We start from the raw sequence: 19,471 nt of genomic DNA, 5'->3' as shown, positions 1-19,471 counted from the left end.
TAAAGGTTTTGACATTAATTCCGAATTCAGATTCTAAATCATTTGAATAATTTTACTCAACAACTTCAACAACTCCCAAAAGTAGAACTGCACGTTCATCTGGATTGCTCCCTGAGCTTTCTGGTGGTTCAGAAACTACTTCCCGGAACAACACAGGAAGATTATAATGAGCGTTTTGTAGCTCCCGAAAACTGTGGAAGTTTAGTTGAGTATATAAAATGTGCATCTGCCAGCATAGACATCATGCAAACCAGAGAGCAACTGGAATTAGTTACACTGGATTTTATTGAGCAGCTAAAAGCGGATAATGTTATTTATTGTGAAGTTCGCTTTGCACCCCTTCAGCACTTGAATCAAGGATTAACTGCAAAAGAAGTTGTTGAAACCGTCAACGAAACTATTTCAAAAGCCACAGCTGAACTGGAGATGGAAGTTCGACTGATCTTATGCTCTCTTCGCCATTTTTCGGAAGCACAGAGTTTAGAAACCGTTCAATTGGTTCGTGATTTCAAAGACACAAATGTAGTTGGTTTTGATCTTGCTGCGGATGAAGCCGGTTATCCGATTGATGAACACAAATCAGCCTTCGAATTTGCAAGAGAAAATAATATTCCATGTACTTGCCATGCAGGAGAAGCATGTGGACCTAAAAATGTATGGGAAGCCATTGATGAGCTTCATGTTCAAAGAATCGGTCACGGAGTGCGAAGTTATGAAGACTCTACATTGATGGAGTATCTCAAAGAAAAAGATATTCATCTGGAAGTTTGCCCGACCAGTAATATTAAAACGGGAATCTATCCAAAACTGGCAAATCATAATATCGATAAGATTTACAGATCCGGAGTTTCTCTGAGTGTGAATACCGACGGCAGATCACTTTCCAATGTTAGTTTATTAGACGAATACAAAAACCTGAACACCCATTTTGACTGGAAGCTTAAAGACTATTTAGCAACCAATCTCTTCGCCATCGAAGCTGCTTTTGTGGATGAGGAAATGAAAGAAAAATTGAAAAAGAGACTACCAAATCACCTCTGAATAAATAATCTACTCGCATAAACATTCCTATCAGCTATCAGCTATCAGCTATCAGCTATCAGCTATCAGCTAAACGAAATATTAATCAAGCCAATTCAAAACTTTTTGACTATTATTACGAACAAGGCACAAATAAATAATCAGAAGCACATACTTTGAGTTTAAAAAACGAAGCACAGTCGGGTTACGGAACCAAGAAATTCTATCAGGAATATGTTTCCGGAATGTCAAAAGACCGTATTTCCAAAGAGCTCACCGCCGACACCGATCGTTTAAAACTGTTATACAAAGAAGCTGTTGAAGATATCGAACGCCAACAAGGTCAAAATCTTCCCGGACATGTTAAGTTCCTTCGTGTATTTTCTGATCTGACTCAACGCCTTAATCCTACAAGAAGATTAGCATTCGGGTTAGGCTCTGTTGGATTTGTATCTCATTATTTAGTGAACATTTTTGGGTTAGAAGGAATTGTTTTCTTTTCTGAGTTACTTCTCCCCTTTGGTTTTGTATCCATGTTTCTTCTGCTGTTGGTAGAGTTACTCGAAAAGTCCGATGTGCAAAAAGAGATCGATCTTGCCAGAGATATTCAATTGAGCCTGTTGCCAAGTACTTCCTTAAACAAAAAGAATCTGGAAGTCTATTCCTTTGCTCATACTGCTAAAGAAGTAGGCGGCGATTATCTGGATGTGATCGATACTGAAAAAGGCACCTATGTAATTATTGCTGATGTTTCCGGAAAAGGACTTTCTGCAGCTCTTTATATGGTAAGGATGCAGGCGTTAGTAAATATGTTGGTTACCAAAGAACATCCTTCACCAAAAGATCTTTTCATTCAATTAAACGATTACGTAAAAAGTAACAGCCGTGATAAGACCTTTGTAACCGGTTGTGTTGGTTTTTTTCCGAATGACAAAGAAGAATTCGAATATGTTCGCGCCGGTCATAATATCCCGATCTACTACAGCAGAGAAAGAGATACTACTTTCAATTTAAAAGCCGAAGGATTCGCTTTAGGTATGACCAACAGTGCCTTGCTTGCAAAACATCTTGAAGTAAAGAAATTTCATTTCAAACCCGGTGATTCTGTTCTTTTTTATACTGATGGGTTAAACGAATCCAGAAACTATCGTGGTGAAGAGTACGGTGAAGAACGTATTCAGTCCTTGATGGAGATCTATGGTTCCCTTCATGCTAAAACCATAGTTAAAAAACTCCAAAGCTCTTTAGAAGCCTTCATAGGTCAGGAAGCCCCTCTTGATGATGTGACTTTTACGTGCGTACATAGGCCGGAATAAGAATCACTGATTGCACTATTGTTTTTGGATCAAAGATTTTTCGAATTGACTCAAAATTACTGCCTTTGAATCTTTAGTGATAAAGTGAGAGGTGTAAAAGCGTAAGTAAGAAGTCACTCAGGTGAGATTTAAATTAAAGGGTAGATTTGCACGTAGACCTTTGACTTCTTATAGCTTTGAAACCTCGAACGCACTAAAGATTCATCGCAAAGAGTTTTTGTTACTTTTGTCGGTACAAAAGTAAGTAGAATCACTTGAAATATGTCATAAAAAAGGCTGACTAAAATTTAATTCAGCCAGCCTAATTGTGGAGGTGCGGGGAGTCGAACCCCGGTCCGAAACAGTAAACCTACAAACATCTACATGTTTAGTTACTGATTAAATTTCGCGAGAAGCCGAGCCCAGTAACAAAGCGACTTCAAGCTATTCTGTTTAAGTTTTACGCATTGCAGACAGAAAACACCAATACGCTATCCTATCTTGTATGATGTTCAGCCCGGCACTGATAGGCACGCTAACCGGGGGAACAGCTTAGTCAGCTTACGCTGCTAGGCGGTATGAGTAATTATTGTCAATTACATTAATTTCCATAATGGTTATTATTACGAGATCCATTGGACAATCTCGACATGCAACCTGCGATATTACGCGTCCCGTCGAAGCCAGAACACCCCCATCTTTGTTGCTCACCTAAAATACGAATAATTTGAGACAATATTTTCCTCTATAAAATAAGAATTTTGAATGCGTGAATTCTAAATTTTGAATTTGGGTTACACATTTAATACTAAGATCTTCTTTAACTAGAGGACAAATTCAAAATCCATAATTTAAAATTTTTAATTCAAAAAAGATGAAATTCGGAAGCGTAGACGACCCTGGAAATTCAGACCTCTCACTCCCTCAAGACCATCCTGATACCTACAAGGTGTTGGAATCAAATAAACAGGGAAAGCTGGAAGGAATATATGTGGGTTGCGCTAAATGGAACAAGAAAGATCTGAAAGGTTTTTACCCGCGGGGCACAAAAGATGAATTAGAATATTATGCCAAACAGTTCAACTCTATTGAATTAAACGCTACGCATTACAGAATTTTTGGTGAAGACATTGTCACCGGATGGAAAGAAAAAACGGGCGATGACTTTAAATTCTTTCCGAAAGTGGTAAACAGTATTAGTCATTTTAAAAGATTAAAGGGTGTTGAAGCATTAGTTGAAGAATACACACTTCCTATTCGAGCATTTGAGGAAAAATTAGGAATGATCTTCCTGCAACTTCGGGACGATTTTAAACCAAAAGATTTTGATAGAGTTGAACGATTCTTAGAAATCTGGCCTAAAGATCTTCCATTGGCAATAGAACTCCGTCATACAGATTGGTACAATGATGAAACCGTAGCCGCCCGAACTTATAAATTGTTTGAAGAACATAACGTCTCAAATATCATTACTGATACTGCCGGACGACGGGATCTTCTTCATATGCGACTTACAACTCCGGATGCTTTTATCAGATATGTAGGAGCAAACCATGAAACAGATTATTCCAGACTGGATGAATGGGTAGACAGACTTAAGATCTGGAAGGATCATGGTTTAAGAAATCTGTACTTCTTCGTTCATCAAAATGTAGAGAAGGAATCTCCTTTACTCTCAGCTTATTTCATTGAGAAATTAAACAAAGCTCTGGGCACAGATCTGGATTTGCCTAACAAAGATCCTGAACCCCCAAAACTAGATCTATAAATCACATATTCTTAACAATAAAAAGCTATTTATTTCGCTAACTTTTTGAGCGCTTTATCGTTAAAGACCAAAAAAATATTACCGACTCTAATTTATGATAAAACAACTTGCTGCATTTTTGATGCTTTTTATGCCAACAATGCTGATCGCCCAAAATGCTTCGGTAAACGGTTACATAACAGATAAAAGCTCAGGAGAGACTCTTATAAGTGCTAACGTTGCCCTACTCGAAAACAACCGGGGTACATCCACAAACACACTTGGCTACTTTTCACTCACGAATCTGGAACCCGGCACTTATACCATTGCAGGTTCTTACATTGGATTTAAGCTCTTCAGAAAAACTATCACTCTTTCGGCTGATGAAACACTTCGACTAGATATTGAACTGGAGCCGAATGTTGTATCAACTGACGAAATTGTTGTAACCAGCGATCGTGTGAAAGAAGAGCAAAAAGATATTGGAACCGCAGAAATTAATACCGAGCTTATAAAATCACTTCCTAAGGTTTTTGAAGCAGATGTATTTAGATCCATTCAACTTCTTCCAGGCGTAAAGGCTGCTTCCGACTTTTCGAGTGGTTTGTATATACGTGGAGGAAGTCCTGATCAAACCCTGATCCTGCTTGACAGAAATACTGTTTATAACCCAAGCCACTTTTTCGGGTTTTTCTCAACCTTCAATCCGGATGCTATTAAAGATGTACGCCTTTACAAAGGTGGATATCCTGCAGAATATGGTGGGCGGTTAGGTTCAGTGCTTACCATTTATAACAAAGACGGAAATAGAAATGAAACAGAGGGAACTGCAACGTTGGGGATGTTAGCCTCTCGTATATCCATTGAAGGACCTTACAAAAAAGGATCCTGGATGTTTTCAGCCAGAAGAAGCACTTTAGAACCGGTACTTGCTGCTTTAAGAAGTACAAGTGATAACATCCCATCCAGCTTCTATTTCTTAGATTTTAATGGGAAAGTAAATTTTGACGCTTCTAAAAACGACAAACTTTCTCTGGCCTTCTATTCCGGACAGGATAAAGTGAATTTCCCTTTTTCAGATGACGCTGAATTTAAACTGAACTATGGTAACAGAACATTGAGTACAAACTGGACTCATATTTTCAGTAATAAACTTTTTTCGAATTTTGTTCTTACCGGTTCTCAATATTTCAATTACCCGGAAGTTGAACTTGGCGGTACTCCCATCGAAAGAAGAAATAATATTTACGACTATTCGGTAAAAGCTGATCTGGAATATCTTCCTAACGAAAAGCATGAACTTGCCATAGGAATTTGGGCAGGAACACTTACTATTAGATTAAACGATCGTTTTGATGACGAACCAAGTTTTAGTTCCAGAAGCCATTCTAAATATGGTTCGGTATATTTATCCGATACTTGGCGCCCATCAGATAAATGGAAAATAGTTAGCGGTATCAGAACCTCTTACTTATCTGATGGAGATTATTTTCGTTTAGAGCCTCGTGTATCCCTCGAATATAAAGCTAACGACAGGATTCGGCTCCAAACCGCTTACGGGCGCTATAACCAATACCTGACATTGATAACAAATGAAGCCTTTTCCGGATTTGACGTTTGGCTGACTGCTGATGATGGAGTAAAACCTTCATTCGGAGACCAATTTATAGTAGGAGCAAAAACAATCCCCTTTTTAGGTTATGGTTTAGATATAGAATTCTACTATCGTACGATGAATGATATGTTTGAACTGGATCCGTTCTTACAAGATGTTTCCGGATTAGATTATCCTGAACTGTTTAGAATTGGAAACGGTGATGCCTATGGAGCTGAACTTTTCTTTGAAAAAAGGGTCGGGGATCTTACAGGTTTTATAGGATATACATTTGCTTACACATGGAAAAAATTTGATGAATACAATAATGACATCGGTAATCCTGATGGCTCCGGCAGAAGATACCCGCCAAAATATGATCGGAGAAATGATGTAAATCTGGTTCTTTCATATCAGCTTAGTAAACGCTGGAAATCTACTTTGTCTTTTAACTATGCTACAGGTCAAGCTTACACTCAAGTATTAGGTCGTTATACTGTCAGCAACACTCCTTGGTCAAATGCTGATTTTAATACTTTTACCGTGGGTAAAATCAATGCATCCCGACTACCTGCCTATCACAGAATGGATGTTTCCTTTGCAAGAAGCGGCACCTTTTTCGGGATGGGCGAAGCCGAATGGCAGTTCCAGATCATTAATGTTTATTCAAGAAGAAACATTTGGTTCTATAATTTCGATTTTGATGAAAATCCCGTTTCCAGATCGGCAGTCCCACTCCTCCCACTCCTCCCTACAATTTCTTATACCGTAAATTTTTAATTCATGAGACATTTAACTTTAGCCTTACTGGTTTTTTCTGTACTTCTCATTTCATGTGAACTTTATCCTCAGGATGAATATGAAGAGTTTTATGTTGTTGAAAATTATTTAACAGCGTTGGATGAACTATCAAATTTATATCTATCAACTACTGCACCTGCAAACATAGAGTACAGTTTTGAAGACTTCGCTGTCAGAAATGCCAGCGTTCAGGTAAACCTGCTTTCTGAGGGAGTTGGATCTTCTATTGAAGATGAGTTTCCTTATGAAATGAATGAACCGGGTGTTTATAGCCCTCTGGTAGCTCATAGAACTTTACCGAATAGAACTTATCAATTGACGATCTCTAATATTCCCGGAGATATTGAAGCCTCTATCGAGGCTTATACAACAGTACCTGATACTTTCAGCACTGTGAGTCAGGTACAGGATACCGTGATTTATCAGTCTGAGAATCAGATTGAAATAGATATTACTCCTAGTGAAAATTCTGAACGCCAAAGTTATTTTGTATTTACAACCATATCTCAAAATCCAAGCATTGAAAACCTCACTCCTCTTTATGCTGATTTCTTTGAGGATGAAGAAGGAGATATAAAGGAATTTGCTAAAACAAGTTCAGGCATAGTTAATGAAGCAAATTTTGAGCAAACACCGAATGGCTCCATAAGGCTGAAATACCCCTGGTTAGCTGTGGCTTTCTTTGAAGACAATAAGATCGTAGCAAATATAATTGATGATAACATTTATGATTTCCTGCGATCCCAATCTGTTCAACTAGGTGGTTCTACACTTTCTCCAGGAGAAATCCCGAATGCTCTTTACAGAATTGAAGGTGGAATTGGTGTATTCGGATCGCTTGCTGCAGACACCATTCAAACCTATATTAAAAGACCTGAATAGAACTATTATTCTATGAAATACTGCTTATTACTTTGTTTTCTTTTCTTTCTCAGCCAACCTGCTGTTTCTCAAGTATCCGGAGAATTTGAAATAGCACGGGTAAAATATCGTGGTGGCGGAGATTGGTATAATGATCCTTCTGCTCTTACAAACTTAATTGGGTATGCAAAAAATCAGATCCCGATCAGTATTGCTGAAAAATATAAAGATGTCTCCATCGGCAGTAGTGATTTACATAGTTATCCTTTTTTATTTTTAACGGGACACGGAAACATCGCTATAAATTCATCCGAGGCAAGTAATTTAAGAGCCTATCTTGATAATGGAGGTTTCTTATTTATTGATGATGATTACGGCATCGATGAACACGCCAGAAAAATGATGAAGCAAGTGTTTCCCGATGAAGATTTCATTGAGATCCCTTTTGCTCATCCGATCTATACAAATGTCTATAAATTTGAAAACGGTCTGCCAAAGATCCACGAACATGACAATCAGTCTCCGAGGGGTTACGGACTGTTCAGAAACGGAAGATTAGTTGTCTTTTATGCTTATGAATCTAATTTGGGAGATGGTTGGGCTGATCCGGAGATCCATAATAATCCTGCCTCTGTTCGTCAGCAAGCTCTGAGGATGGGGACGAATATTTTAGTATATGCACTTACAACACTTTAATGGATAAAATTATGGATTTAATTTCTCCCTATTTAATCTTTCAAGGAAATTGCGAAGAAGCTGTCAACTTTTATCATCATTGTTTAGGAGGAGAACTGGCTATAAAACGCTTTGGAGATACCGAAATGCCTGTTGATGAAGATTATAAAGACAAAATTATGCATGCAGAATTAAGCATTGGTGATCTAAAGATCATGTTTTCTGATGGTGCCCCACATAAAAAGATAACGGTTGGAGATAACATTCAGATTAATCTTCACTTTGAAAGTGAAGACCATATGGAGAAAGTGTTTAACAACCTGGCAAAAGGTGGTAAAGTAACTATGCCAATCGATGTTACTTTCTGGAATGCTAAATTTGGTATGCTTGAAGACAAGTTCGGAATTAAATGGATGGTAAACTACTCCCTTAAACCCTGATCCTGATTCAATAGTTTTTTAGTGCTGACAAAATAGTATTGATAACAAAATTTAGTTGTTCATCAGAAATTATCAATGGTGGAGCTAGTCTGATCAGTTGATTTGAGTGGAGAGTCCAACCTAACAAAATTCCCTTCTCAAAGCATTGATCAACAACATGTTTGGTTAACTCAACACTCTCTAGTTCAAGACCAAGCATGGCTCCTATTCCACGTACTTCCTTGATCCCTTTACCTTTTAAGCCGGACTTCATGATCGTTTCAATTTCCTGAGCTCTTTTAAAGTAATTTCCCTCCAGAAGTTCTTTTAAATTTGCATGAGCCGCTGCACAACTAACCGGATGTCCTCCGAAAGTTGTTACATGGTTTAAAGGTGGGTCGTATTTAAAAGTCTGGAATATCTGTTTTGATGAAACAAATCCTCCAATTGGCATTCCTCCACCCATTGCTTTCGCCATGCATAAAATGTCCGGTGTCACTCCATAATGCTCAAAAGCAAAAAGCTTTCCTGTTCTGCCAAATCCACTTTGTATCTCATCAAAAATTAAAAGCGTATTATGTTCATTACATTTCTTTCGTAATGATGTTAACCATTTTTTATCTGCCGGAATTATTCCACCTTCCCCTTGAATAGGTTCTAAAATTACAGCAGCTGTTTCATCACTGATCAAGTCAAGTGCAGAGTCAGAATTGAATTCTCCAAAATACACATCAGGAAGTAAAGGTAAATACGGATCTCTGTAAATATCTCTTCCCGTTACACTTAAAGATCCCTGTGTGTCGCCATGATAGCTATTATTAAAAGCAACAAATTCAGACCTCCCTGTATATTTCTTAGCTAATTTTAAAGCTCCTTCATTAGCTTCTGTACCACTATTTACCAGATAGATCTGTTCCATTGAGTCAGGAAGTTGATCCAAAAGTAACTGAGCAAATTCAAGTTGGGGCTTTTGAATATACTCCCCATATACCATAACATGTAAATGACGATCTATCTGTTCGTGTAGCGCTTTAATGATCTTTGGATGTCCATGCCCCAAACTACTTACAGCAATTCCTGATATAAAATCCAGATACGATTTTCCGGAACTGGTATAAATATAACAGCCCTTTGCATTAGATATCTCTAGTGCCATTGGTGAATCACTTGTTTGTGCAATTATGTGTTGGAATAAGAGTTTATTCAAAGTTGCTGTTATTAATCAAAATATTATAAATTAATACGGTAATAGTTGCTGTAAATTACAATATTGTTTCAACTATTAATTCATCTTTTTAAATGAAAAAACATGTTCTTTTAGCTATTTGTGCTCTCTTTGTAATAAGTTGTGCGAATAAAAAAAATACAACCGATACTTCCCAACCAAGCCCTCAAGCTGAGCTAAGTTTGGCTCCCGGTTATATTCAAGCTGATCTAAAAATTTTGAATATTGAGGATAACGGTGAACAAAAGATCATTTCTTCTGAAGTTTTAGATATTCTAAACTACGGAAGTTCTACAGACCCTGTACCCAAAGGAACTTATCTTAAGTTTACTATTGATAAAGAACTTTACAATAGTTCATCTTCCAAATTCAAATCGAATGGAACTCTTACCGCAATACTTTCTAAACAAGAAAGTGGTATGATGATGGGTGGTCAAGAAAAGTCAAATCTTTGGAAACTAATAACTATCAACAACTAACAATGAAGAGAAAATTACAAACCATTTCAAGTGCTCTTTTATTAGCTCTTACGCTAGTTTTTTTGATCACATTATCAACATATAAGAACTCTGAGAATTTAAACAATAGTTTTGTTCCTGGCCAGGAAAAGTCTGTTAATGACAGAGCTGAAAATTCGCAAGCACGTAGAGAACACTTTTTTAGATTAACTAGAAGTCCTCATACTAATACTATTCCTAAAAATATTAGATCAAGAGAGCTTTCTCATGCCAAATCGCTTGAGAATTCATTTAACTATAAAACCAATACACTCCTTCAGGATGAGATCTCAATAGTGGAAGCCGGCCCAAATGATGTTGGCGGCAGGACAAGAGGTCTGGGAGTTGATTCAAGAGATTCAGATATAATACTTGCAGGAGGTGCCTCAGGTGGTATGTGGAAATCTGTTGATGGAGGTGCAAATTGGTCTCAAACTAGTGATCTGGGAGAAAATTTAGGTGTTACTTCTCTGATTCAGGATCCTGATAATCCAGACACTTGGTATTATTCAACAGGTGAATTTTCCGGAGGTTCAGCCAGAGCAAGAGGCGGTGGTGGTCAACTTTATGGATCAGGAATTTATGTTTCTAATGATAACGGTGATAGTTGGGCTCAAATTCCTACTACTGATGATTCTGACGTTTCCTTCAATTCCAAATTCGACTATATTTCAAGAATTGAAGTAAGTCCTACTACAGGGACAACTTTCTTTGCGAGTAATGCCATAGGTGTTCATAGGTCTACGAATGACTTTGTAAGCAGTTCTCTTGCTTTAGGTGGAACTAATCAACATGTTTATAGTGATGTTCAGGTGGCCTCTGATGGAGTTGTTATAGCTGCTATTTCAAGACCTTTTGATGGCTTTTCCCAAGCAAATTCTTCCGGTGTTTATATTTCAACAAACGATGGTATTACATGGACAGATGTTACTCCTGCTACCTATCCATCTAATCCCGGAAGAGCTGTAATTGGAGTGTCAGAGTCTGATCCCTCCTTCTTTTATGTATTTGCTGCTGATAATTCAAACCAACCTACTTTGTTTAGTTTTAATATTTCCGACCTACAAAATGTTCTGTCATTCGATCGAACTGACAATATTCCTAATTTCGGTCCACAGGTGGGTAGTTTAAATCTGCAAGGCGGGTACAATATGGTTTGTGAAGTACACCCAACTGATCGTAATACAGTTTTGATTGGTGGAACTAACTTATTCAGATCTGTTGATGGATTTACTTCTACTCCGGCAGATAATGAAGACCAAAATGGAAATGCAGGAAGTGATGGTTATGCTGATAATACTGAAAAAGATAAGTTCTGGATCGGTGGCTACGCACCTCAAAACAATGTATCACAATATCCAAATCACCATCCTGATCAACACTTTGTAGTGTTTGATCCAAACGATGTGGATCGTGTTTTCAGTAGCCATGATGGAGGAATAAGTGTTACTTCAAATATTAAAGCAAACACTATCAGCTGGCAAGATCTTAATAACGGATATAATATAACTCAGTTTTACACTGTTGCCATTCATCCTGATGCCGGTGACGAACGCGTTCTGGGAGGCACTCAGGATAATGGGTCCCCGTTTTTTGAGTTTTCAGCACTTTTAGGAACTAGTGGATCTTTTGATATATCCTCCGGTGATGGAGCCTATGCTTATCTGGGTGAAAATTATCTTACAACCTCATCTCAAAGAGGCCGGTTAATACAATATAGATACACATTGGATGGAGACCCGACAACATTCTCTTATATCGCTCCAATAGACGCCAGTAATCAGTTATTTATCCATCCGTATTTAGTCAATCCTAATAGTGAGAATCATATTTTTTATCCAGCTGGTAATAAATTATTCAGAAATTCATCAGCAACGCTAATTCAGACAAATCAAAGTAATCCGGATGGTACTTCGGAAGGGTGGTCTGAATTAACAAACTTGGCAACACCTGCCGGTACAATTATTTCTACTTTAGCAATAAGTGCCAGTAATCCGGGTAATGTGCTTTATTATGCTTCATACTCAGCATCTCAAAAGCCTGAAATTTACAGATTGTCTAATGCTAACAGCTCTTCATCCACCAGCGACCTTAAAGTACAAACCTTTACAGCTGCTAATTCGGACTCTATTCCACCTGAAGGCGCTTACATACATGATATTGCTGTAAGTGAGGATAATGGTGACGAGATTATTGCTGTAGTATCTAATTACAGTACAGAAAGTATCTATTACTCTACAAATGGAGGCGATACCTGGACCGGAATTGGAGGCAACCTTGAACCTTCGAATGGAAACGGACCTTCTGTGAGAACTGCAGCGATTACCAAGACCGCTTCAGGAGAAAAAACATATTTTGTTGGAACCAGCACGGGGTTATATGCAACGAATACCCTCGCAGGTGGAAATACAGAATGGAAATTTCAGGGAGCTTCAACTGTTGGAAATACTGTAATTGAATATTTAGATTACAGACCCTCCGATAAAACACTTGCAATAGCAACCCATGGTAGAGGAATCTTTCTGGGGAACGTATCAATGTCGGTTTCAAATGAAGTAGCAGATCTCTCTGATATTCCTGGAGAATTTAGTCTGGATCAAAACTATCCAAATCCTTTTAACCCATCTACAAATATCTCATATTCGCTACCCTCAAACAGTACAGTGAATATCTCAGTATATGATATAAACGGAAGAAAAGTAGCAGATCTTCTTGCAGGAGAATCTAAAACTGCCGGGAACCATACTTTAAGTTTTGATGCCAGCAATCTTGCTAGTGGTGTCTATCTCTACAGAATTGATGCTAACTCTGTTTCTCAAAATCGTTCTTTTTCTCAAATAAAAAGAATGACTTTGATCAAATAAAAAGAATGACTTTGATCAAATAAAAAATCATAGATCACAAAAAAGCCCCTTTCTTATAAAAAGGGGCTTTTTTTATTTCAACGAAATTTAAAGGAGTTTATCTCTGGGATTCTACTGCTTCAACTACTTTTTCAGTTGTAATCCCAAAATGCGAATACAGCTCTTCATAAGGAGCTGATTCACCAAATGAGTCAATACCGATAGCAATACCTGTGTTACCTATCCATTGGTTCCATCCAAAGGTTGTGCCGGCTTCTACTGAAACTCTATTTGTTACAGATCCGGGTAGTACTTTCTCGATATACTCGGCATCTTGTTTTTGAAATAACTCCCAACAAGGCATGCTTACAACTCTTGCATCAATTCCTTTTTCTGATAAAATTGCTTTAGCTTCCATCGCTAAATGAACTTCTGATCCTGTCCCAATAAGAATTGAATCAGGAATTTCCTTGTCTGAATCAGATAGAATATAAGCCCCTTTTTCGGTTAAGCTTGCAGCATTACTTGATGTTCTGGAGAATGTTGGGATATTCTGTCTTGTTAAAACAATAATGGTAGGAGTATCTTTACTTTCAATGGCTATTTTCCATGCATATGAAACTTCATTAGCATCTCCGGGTCTGATTACATTTACATTCGGCATTGCTCTTAAACTAGCTAAATGCTCTATAGGTTGATGGGTTGGCCCGTCTTCTCCTAATCCAATACTATCATGAGTCATAACATAGATGGAAGGCGTCTGCATTAAACCAGCCAAACGAATTGAAGGTCTACAGTAATCTGTAAACACAAAAAATGTTCCACCAAAAGGAATCATACCACCATGTAATGCCATTCCATTCAGAGCTGCAACCATTCCGTGTTCTCTAACTCCATAATGCACATTCCTGCCTACGGAATTTTCCGAGCTAAATACACCTTCATCTTTTAGATTGGTCTTAACACTGCCCTCTAAATCTGCCGAACCTCCAAAGAGATTAGCAATTTCATCTTTTAAAGCATTTAACACAGTACCTGATGCTGATCTTGAAGCAACTCCCTTTTGGTCTTCGTCAAAATCAGGCAACAAACTCTCAATATTCTCAGAGATCTTTCCATTCATCCAGTCTTCGAATAAAGAAGCTAACTCTTTATTTTCTGATCTATATTCATTTAGCAATTTATTCCATGATTCCTCAAGAGCAATCCCTTTAGGTACTTCTTTTCTGTACAAAGCAAGAGCCTCTTCAGGAATGAAGAATTTTTTCTCGGGGTCCCAACCATAGGCTTTTTTTGTAAGCTTTATCTCATCCTCTCCTAATGGAGATCCGTGCGAAGAAGCTGAATCTTGTTTGTTAGGACTTCCAAATCCAATATGAGTTCTGCAAATTACAATAGATGGCTTTTCTGTTTCTGACTGCGCATTTTTTATCGCTGATTCAATTTCATCATGATTATGGCCATCGATTTCCTGTACATGCCATCCATATGCTTCAAATCGTTTTACAGGATCTTCAGTAAATGCAAGATCAGTTGAACCATCAATGGAAATAGAATTGGCGTCGTAAAGATAGATCATTTTTCCCAGCTGTAAGTGCCCGGCCAAAGATGCTGCCTCATGAGATATTCCTTCCATCAGGTCTCCGTCACTTACAATTGCATATGTATAATGATCCACGATCTTATGTTGATCTGTATTAAACTTACCCGACAGAAATTTTTCTGCCATAGCCATACCAACCCCGGTTGCAAATCCTTGCCCCAAAGGCCCTGTAGTCATCTCTACTCCCGGTGTTAAATGCTTCTCAGGATGTCCTGCTGTTTTACTACCCATCTGGCGAAAGTTCTTAATCTCATCCAAACTCAGATCATAACCTGTTAGATGAAGAAGACTATAGATAAGCATTGAACCATGACCGGCTGATAAAATAAATCGATCTCTGTCAAACCATTGCGGATTTTTCGGGCTGTGTTTGAGAAATTTTGTCCACAAAATATAGGATACATCAGCCATTCCCATTGGCATTCCGGGATGCCCTGAGTTGGCTTTTTGAACAGCGTCTATTGAAAGAGTTCTTATTGTATTGACACACAGCTGATCTAAAGAAGCCATAGATAAAGAGTAGTTAATTTTTAAAATTTAAGAAAACGAAGGTCTTTTCAATCAAAAAAGATAAGCCTTTTTCCAGAAGTTATTTTAAATAAAAAAAGCCCAATGAAAAAATCATTGGGCTTTTAAGATACATTAAATAATATGCTAGTTAGTTGAACTACACTTTAGTTCGAACTCCATTGAATGCTTTGCAGGAGCACTGAATGATCCAAAAGATGCATTCGTATAAGCACTACAAGCATCTGCTTTATTCCCTTTCATTTGGTAAGCATATCCCATTTCAAAATAAATTTTAGCTTTATCAGTTTTCCCTCCTTTTTCATAAGTGAGAGCAGTTTTAGCATTAGATATAGCTGAATCATATTTACTTTGCTGATTATAAGCCTCTGCTAATCTGTAATACACATCTGCAGATTCAGCATCATATTCAGTTGCTAAATTTAGAAGATCGATAGCATCGCTAAAGTTTTTTGCTTCGATAAGTTTCGATCCTCTGAAAAGAAGTTCGTCATGAGCTGCATTTTTTGCTTGTCTGGCGATTTGACCCTTATTCGTTTTATCAGCTACAGCAATTGCCTGATCAAACCATCTTAAAGCATCATTGATATCATCAGATAATTTCTTAGCAACCAGACCTTTGGTATAGTATGGCTGAGCGTAATTAGCATTTGCTTGAATTGCACTATTTAAAGCATCATCCGCTTCTTCGTACATTTCTCTTTTAAATAGCATAGTAGCTTTCTGGTAATAAAGCTGAGGAACATATCCTTGTGCAGCCTGTGTTACACGAGTATCTTCGTATTCTTTACCGATCTTTACGGTTTCTTCAAAAGCAACTATAGCCAGATCAAGATCAGGAATTTGCTTAGAAGATCTGAATGCATTAAATAAATTTCCTGCTTTGTTCAGTTGAACCTTGGGTATTTGTTGCTCAGAACGAGATTTAATATCTGCTCCCTGTGGTGTTCCCAATTCTTCACCAATCTTTGCTGCTTCCATATAGGTAGAAATAGCTTTATCGTATTCCTTTGCTGATGCTTGTTCAGCAGCACTATTATATAATTTTACTGCATCTTCATAAGTGCTTTGCGCATAAACAGCGCTTGATAACAGCCCCACAAATAAAACCAATAAACTTTTATTGATAAACTTCATTTTTCTAATGTCTAGTGTTAATTATTTCAAAGCTTTTAATTTAAATAAAAAAAAGCTTCATATCTAAAATTAATAACCCATTTATTCCGATGGTTATTTCTCACATATTCATGTTAGTATAAATGTTCTTCATTATTTATTTAAAATGAAAAATTCGGTTTTGGTTCCTTTTTCTCATAAAAGTCACATATTATCTTTACAGCTTCTTCTTTGCTATCCGTAACATGAAATAAATCAGAATCTTTCTCTGAAATTGTACCGGACTCCTTCATAGTACTATTAATCCAATCAACTAAACCTGTCCAATAATCAGACCCAAAAAGGATGATCGGAATTTTTGAAATCTTATGAGTTTGAATCAATGTCAGACTTTCAAAAAGTTCATCTAAAGTTCCGAACCCACCCGGGAAAACGATAAATCCCTGAGCATATTTTACGAACATTACTTTTCTGACAAAGAAATAATTGAAATCCACTGAATAATCTTTGTTTACAAATTCATTCATCCCCTGTTCAAACGGAAGCTCTATTCCCAACCCAACTGAGCGACCATTTCCAACCGAAGCCCCTTTATTTCCTGCTTCCATAATTCCGGGGCCACCACCGGTAATGACACCAAATCCTTTTTCGGTAATAAGTTTACCCGTTTCAACAGCGAGTTCGTAATACTTATCACCTGGTTTTGTTCGTGCGGATCCAAATATTGAAATACAGGGACCTACTTTGTATAAAGTATCAAAGCCTTCAACAAATTCCCCCATAATTTTAAAGACACTCCAAATATCTTTATTACTCCCTTCCTCATACTGCCTTTGTATTTGTGCTTCTGATTTTTTGGATTTATTCATACTAAAAACTTATTGAAAGTGAAATTGAAGGTACATCTCCGAGTAAAGGAGAAGTAATGTTGTCCGGCTTAAATGTTCTATTCATTGAAAGGTCATCTGATACATCAAAAGGCCGTAAATGTGCAAAAACATATGCATCTACTGCATTTAACACATATGACAGAAATATCGTTACATAAATAAAATCCCTTCTGTTTCTGAGAAAATCTCTGTTACTTTTTAACGCCGTTTGACCTTGACCGATCAATCGATCCGGAGTTGGCCCAAATCTCATATCTGTGTTTGAATCAAAAGAATTATAGTAGGCGGCTCTGTAATCATGATATTGTTTTGTAAGATATACACTGTAATATCCAAGTCCGCCTAGCAAACCATAAACTATGGGGACTTTCCAGGCTTGCCTGTTTGTTATTTGTCCCCAGCCCGGAACTATTAGTGATCTTCGTACTACTAATTTAGGGTCAGGATATTGAGTTTTTGTACTATCTGTATTTAGAGAATAGCTATAAGAATATTTTTCTAAATCTGCTTTTTGCAAATACTGGGCTTTTGTATTTACGCTGCTTAAAATAACTAAGCTTGCAAAAACGATATTAAATCGAATCAAAAATCCCAAGAATGCGCTCCAGGTCATCTTCTGAATAATATTCGATTTTGATTTCTCCACCTTTGGCTTTTGGGTTAACCTGCACTTTAGTACTAAAAGTTTGTCTCAGTCTTGAAGATATTTCTTCGTAAAATGGATTATTGGGATCTTTTTTAGATGAGGTTTTCTTTTTCTTACCAGCTGAAGATAATGCTCTTACCGCATCTTCCATTTGTCGTACTGACCATTCATTTGTGACCGCTTTTTTCAACAATTTTTGCTGATCAGAAATATCTTCGATAGTAATAAGAGAACGAGCATGCCCCATAGCTATTTCATTCTTTTTTAATGCTGTTTGAATGAAATCTGGCAAGGTCAATAACCGTAACATGTTTGTAACCGTAGTTCTGTTCTTGCCTACTCTTTCCGCAACTTGAGCTTGAGTATAATCAAATTCCTCTAAAAGCCTTTTATAGGCCATAGCAACTTCAAGGGCATTCAGATCTTCCCGCTGAATATTCTCTATCAAAGCAAATGCCATGCTTTGCTCATCATCGGCTTTACGAACGTATGCTGCTATCTCTTTAAGCCCTGCAAGTTTCGATGCTTTTAATCTGCGTTCACCACTTATCAGCTCAAACTTTCTTTCGCCAATATACCTGACCGTAAGTGGCTGAATAATTCCATGCTCTTTAATAGAATCAGCCAGTTCGTCCAGCTTCTCTACATCGAATTCCTTACGCGGCTGGTGTGGATTTGCTCTGATATCATCTACAGGAATATGAAGAACAACGTTTACTAATTCGGCAGGATCAACTTCAACTGTTTTTTCCGAATCAGAGCCTTTTTGTTTTGCTATAGGCTCTCTTTTATTCTCTTCGGATTTCTCCTCGTCGGATTGATACTCCGGGAAATATACACCTAAACCTCTTCCTAAAACCTTCTTTGCCATTCTATTATTCCTTAATTAGAAAGTACAGGACTATTCTTAAATAGCTTTCTGTTTTTCTTAATGATCTCACGAGCTAAAGACAGATAATTTTTACTTCCGGTACTGGTAGAATCATATAAAAGCGCCGGTTTACCAAAACTTGGAGCTTCAGCAAGCCTGATATTTCTGGCGATCACTGATTTGAAAACTCTGTCATCAAAATAACGCTTTACTTCTTCAGCCACCTGATTGGATAATCTAGTTCTGGTATCATACATCGTCAATAAAACGCCTTCAATATCCAAGTCAGGATTCAAGTGTTGTCTTACAATTTTGATCGTATTCAATAATTGACCAAGACCTTCTAATGCAAAGTACTCGCACTGAACAGGTATTACAATAGAATCCGATGCTGTAAGCGCGTTGATAGTTAAAAGTCCCAGAGAAGGCGGGCAGTCAATAATGATAAAGTCATATTTATCTCTTAGATCACCGATAGCCTTATCAAGAATTCTTTCGCGATCCTCTCTGTCAATCATTTCGATTTCCGCACCTACCAAGTTTATGTGAGCCGGCACCAAATCCAAAAAATCTAATTCTGTTGAGCGTATCGTTTCAGTAGTGTCTGTGCTACCAATCATCACTTCATATACAGAATTGGTAACCGTCTTAACATCAATACCTAATCCACTTGTTGTATTACTTTGAGGATCTATATCAATTACAAGTGTTGGGTGCTCTATGGCCGCTAAACTAGCAGCTAAGTTGATAGCAGTAGTTGTTTTACCTACTCCTCCCTTTTGATTTGCTATAGAGATAACTTTACCCATTAAATACTCGCTTATTTTGGTTCTTTGACAT

General features: G+C 37.5%; 16 protein-coding genes and 1 other RNA gene. 9 read left to right on the top strand and 8 right to left on the bottom strand.

The window, feature by feature from the left end:
- Nucleotides 1-42 precede the first annotated feature (42 nt).
- Both add and A8B79_RS03475 read left to right on the top strand, forming a co-directional pair.
- On the top strand, nt 43-1,041 hold the full coding sequence (add, locus tag A8B79_RS03480) for an adenosine deaminase (protein WP_066217992.1): 999 nt from the start codon (nt 43-45) through the stop codon (nt 1,039-1,041).
- 155 nt (nt 1,042-1,196) lie between these two features.
- Nucleotides 1,197-2,336, top strand: coding sequence for a PP2C family protein-serine/threonine phosphatase (locus tag A8B79_RS03475; RefSeq protein ID WP_066217989.1), 1,140 nt, complete (start codon nt 1,197-1,199; stop codon nt 2,334-2,336).
- 305 nt (nt 2,337-2,641) lie between these two features.
- On the opposite strand, the gene ssrA is transcribed toward A8B79_RS03475, so the two are convergent.
- Nucleotides 2,642-3,011: a transfer-messenger RNA gene (gene ssrA, locus A8B79_RS03470) on the bottom strand.
- Nucleotides 3,012-3,189: 178 nt separating this feature from the next.
- Here ssrA and A8B79_RS03465 point away from each other — a divergent pair.
- From A8B79_RS03465 to A8B79_RS03445, 5 genes are all read left to right on the top strand, one after another.
- Nucleotides 3,190-4,083 carry a DUF72 domain-containing protein gene (locus A8B79_RS03465; RefSeq protein ID WP_066217987.1) on the top strand — a complete coding sequence of 298 codons (894 nt, stop codon included), beginning with the start codon at nt 3,190-3,192 and terminating at the stop codon, nt 4,081-4,083.
- A gap of 94 nt (nt 4,084-4,177) precedes the next feature.
- Entirely contained in the window at nt 4,178-6,436 is a 2,259-nt protein-coding gene (locus A8B79_RS03460; protein WP_066217985.1) for a TonB-dependent receptor, read from the top strand.
- Between the two features lie 3 nt (nt 6,437-6,439).
- Nucleotides 6,440-7,339 carry a hypothetical protein gene (locus A8B79_RS03455; protein ID WP_066217983.1) on the top strand — a complete coding sequence of 300 codons (900 nt, stop codon included), beginning with the start codon at nt 6,440-6,442 and terminating at the stop codon, nt 7,337-7,339.
- 12 nt (nt 7,340-7,351) lie between these two features.
- The gene (locus tag A8B79_RS03450) at nt 7,352-8,014 is read left to right on the top strand and encodes a DUF4159 domain-containing protein (protein ID WP_066217981.1); all 663 of its coding nucleotides are present in this window, start codon (nt 7,352-7,354) and stop codon (nt 8,012-8,014) included.
- An 11-nt stretch (nt 8,015-8,025) separates the two neighbouring features.
- On the top strand, nt 8,026-8,433 hold the full coding sequence (locus A8B79_RS03445; RefSeq protein ID WP_066218012.1) for a VOC family protein: 408 nt from the start codon (nt 8,026-8,028) through the stop codon (nt 8,431-8,433).
- A 7-nt stretch (nt 8,434-8,440) separates the two neighbouring features.
- Here A8B79_RS03445 and A8B79_RS03440 read toward each other — a convergent pair whose 3' ends face one another.
- Nucleotides 8,441-9,568 carry an aspartate aminotransferase family protein gene (locus A8B79_RS03440; protein WP_076782522.1) on the bottom strand — a complete coding sequence of 376 codons (1,128 nt, stop codon included), beginning with the start codon at nt 9,566-9,568 and terminating at the stop codon, nt 8,441-8,443.
- A gap of 143 nt (nt 9,569-9,711) precedes the next feature.
- On the opposite strand from A8B79_RS03440, the gene A8B79_RS03435 reads away from it, so the two are divergent.
- On the top strand, nt 9,712-10,116 hold the full coding sequence (locus A8B79_RS03435; protein ID WP_066217977.1) for a hypothetical protein: 405 nt from the start codon (nt 9,712-9,714) through the stop codon (nt 10,114-10,116).
- Between the two features lie 2 nt (nt 10,117-10,118).
- Nucleotides 10,119-12,998 carry a T9SS type A sorting domain-containing protein gene (locus A8B79_RS16260; RefSeq protein WP_066217975.1) on the top strand — a complete coding sequence of 960 codons (2,880 nt, stop codon included), beginning with the start codon at nt 10,119-10,121 and terminating at the stop codon, nt 12,996-12,998.
- Nucleotides 12,999-13,095: 97 nt separating this feature from the next.
- On the opposite strand, the gene tkt is transcribed toward A8B79_RS16260, so the two are convergent.
- From tkt to A8B79_RS03400, 6 genes are all read right to left on the bottom strand, one after another.
- Entirely contained in the window at nt 13,096-15,090 is a 1,995-nt protein-coding gene (gene tkt / locus A8B79_RS03425; RefSeq protein WP_066217973.1) for a transketolase, read from the bottom strand.
- A 144-nt stretch (nt 15,091-15,234) separates the two neighbouring features.
- Nucleotides 15,235-16,245 carry a tetratricopeptide repeat protein gene (locus A8B79_RS03420; protein WP_066217971.1) on the bottom strand — a complete coding sequence of 337 codons (1,011 nt, stop codon included), beginning with the start codon at nt 16,243-16,245 and terminating at the stop codon, nt 15,235-15,237.
- Between the two features lie 140 nt (nt 16,246-16,385).
- Nucleotides 16,386-17,093, bottom strand: a complete 708-nt coding sequence (locus tag A8B79_RS03415) for a TIGR00730 family Rossman fold protein (RefSeq protein WP_082894050.1) — start codon at nt 17,091-17,093, stop codon at nt 16,386-16,388.
- 1 nt (nt 17,094) lies between these two features.
- Entirely contained in the window at nt 17,095-17,631 is a 537-nt protein-coding gene (locus tag A8B79_RS03410) for a DUF5683 domain-containing protein (protein ID WP_066218008.1), read from the bottom strand.
- 55 nt (nt 17,632-17,686) lie between these two features.
- Nucleotides 17,687-18,631 carry a ParB/RepB/Spo0J family partition protein gene (locus A8B79_RS03405; RefSeq protein WP_066217969.1) on the bottom strand — a complete coding sequence of 315 codons (945 nt, stop codon included), beginning with the start codon at nt 18,629-18,631 and terminating at the stop codon, nt 17,687-17,689.
- 11 nt (nt 18,632-18,642) lie between these two features.
- On the bottom strand, nt 18,643-19,440 hold the full coding sequence (locus A8B79_RS03400) for a ParA family protein (protein ID WP_066217965.1): 798 nt from the start codon (nt 19,438-19,440) through the stop codon (nt 18,643-18,645).
- Nucleotides 19,441-19,471: the final 31 nt, after the last annotated feature.

Origin of the sequence: Balneola sp. EhC07, from assembly GCF_001650905.1 — a bacterium.
Classification (GTDB): domain Bacteria; phylum Bacteroidota; class Rhodothermia; order Balneolales; family Balneolaceae; genus Balneola.
The sequence above is the reverse complement of the archived record's forward strand: the minus strand, read 5'-3'. Positions and strand labels throughout refer to the sequence as shown.

Excerpts from the sequence above, each read along its gene's own strand:
- A8B79_RS16260 (WP_066217975.1), top strand. The coding sequence starts at position 10,119 with ATGAAGAGAAAATTACAAACCATTTCAAGTGCTCTTTTATTAGCTCTT.
- A8B79_RS03460 (WP_066217985.1), top strand. The coding sequence starts at position 4,178 with ATGATAAAACAACTTGCTGCATTTTTGATGCTTTTTATGCCAACAATG.
- A8B79_RS03435 (WP_066217977.1), top strand. The coding sequence starts at position 9,712 with ATGAAAAAACATGTTCTTTTAGCTATTTGTGCTCTCTTTGTAATAAGT.
- A8B79_RS03420 (WP_066217971.1), bottom strand. The coding sequence starts at position 16,245 with ATGAAGTTTATCAATAAAAGTTTATTGGTTTTATTTGTGGGGCTGTTA.
- A8B79_RS03415 (WP_082894050.1), bottom strand. The coding sequence starts at position 17,093 with ATGAATAAATCCAAAAAATCAGAAGCACAAATACAAAGGCAGTATGAG.
- A8B79_RS03400 (WP_066217965.1), bottom strand. The coding sequence starts at position 19,440 with ATGGGTAAAGTTATCTCTATAGCAAATCAAAAGGGAGGAGTAGGTAAA.
- A8B79_RS03465 (WP_066217987.1), top strand. The coding sequence starts at position 3,190 with ATGAAATTCGGAAGCGTAGACGACCCTGGAAATTCAGACCTCTCACTC.
- A8B79_RS03455 (WP_066217983.1), top strand. The coding sequence starts at position 6,440 with ATGAGACATTTAACTTTAGCCTTACTGGTTTTTTCTGTACTTCTCATT.
- A8B79_RS03440 (WP_076782522.1), bottom strand. The coding sequence starts at position 9,568 with ATGGCACTAGAGATATCTAATGCAAAGGGCTGTTATATTTATACCAGT.
- A8B79_RS03450 (WP_066217981.1), top strand. The coding sequence starts at position 7,352 with ATGAAATACTGCTTATTACTTTGTTTTCTTTTCTTTCTCAGCCAACCT.
- tkt (WP_066217973.1), bottom strand. The coding sequence starts at position 15,090 with ATGGCTTCTTTAGATCAGCTGTGTGTCAATACAATAAGAACTCTTTCA.
- A8B79_RS03405 (WP_066217969.1), bottom strand. The coding sequence starts at position 18,631 with ATGGCAAAGAAGGTTTTAGGAAGAGGTTTAGGTGTATATTTCCCGGAG.
- A8B79_RS03445 (WP_066218012.1), top strand. The coding sequence starts at position 8,026 with ATGGATTTAATTTCTCCCTATTTAATCTTTCAAGGAAATTGCGAAGAA.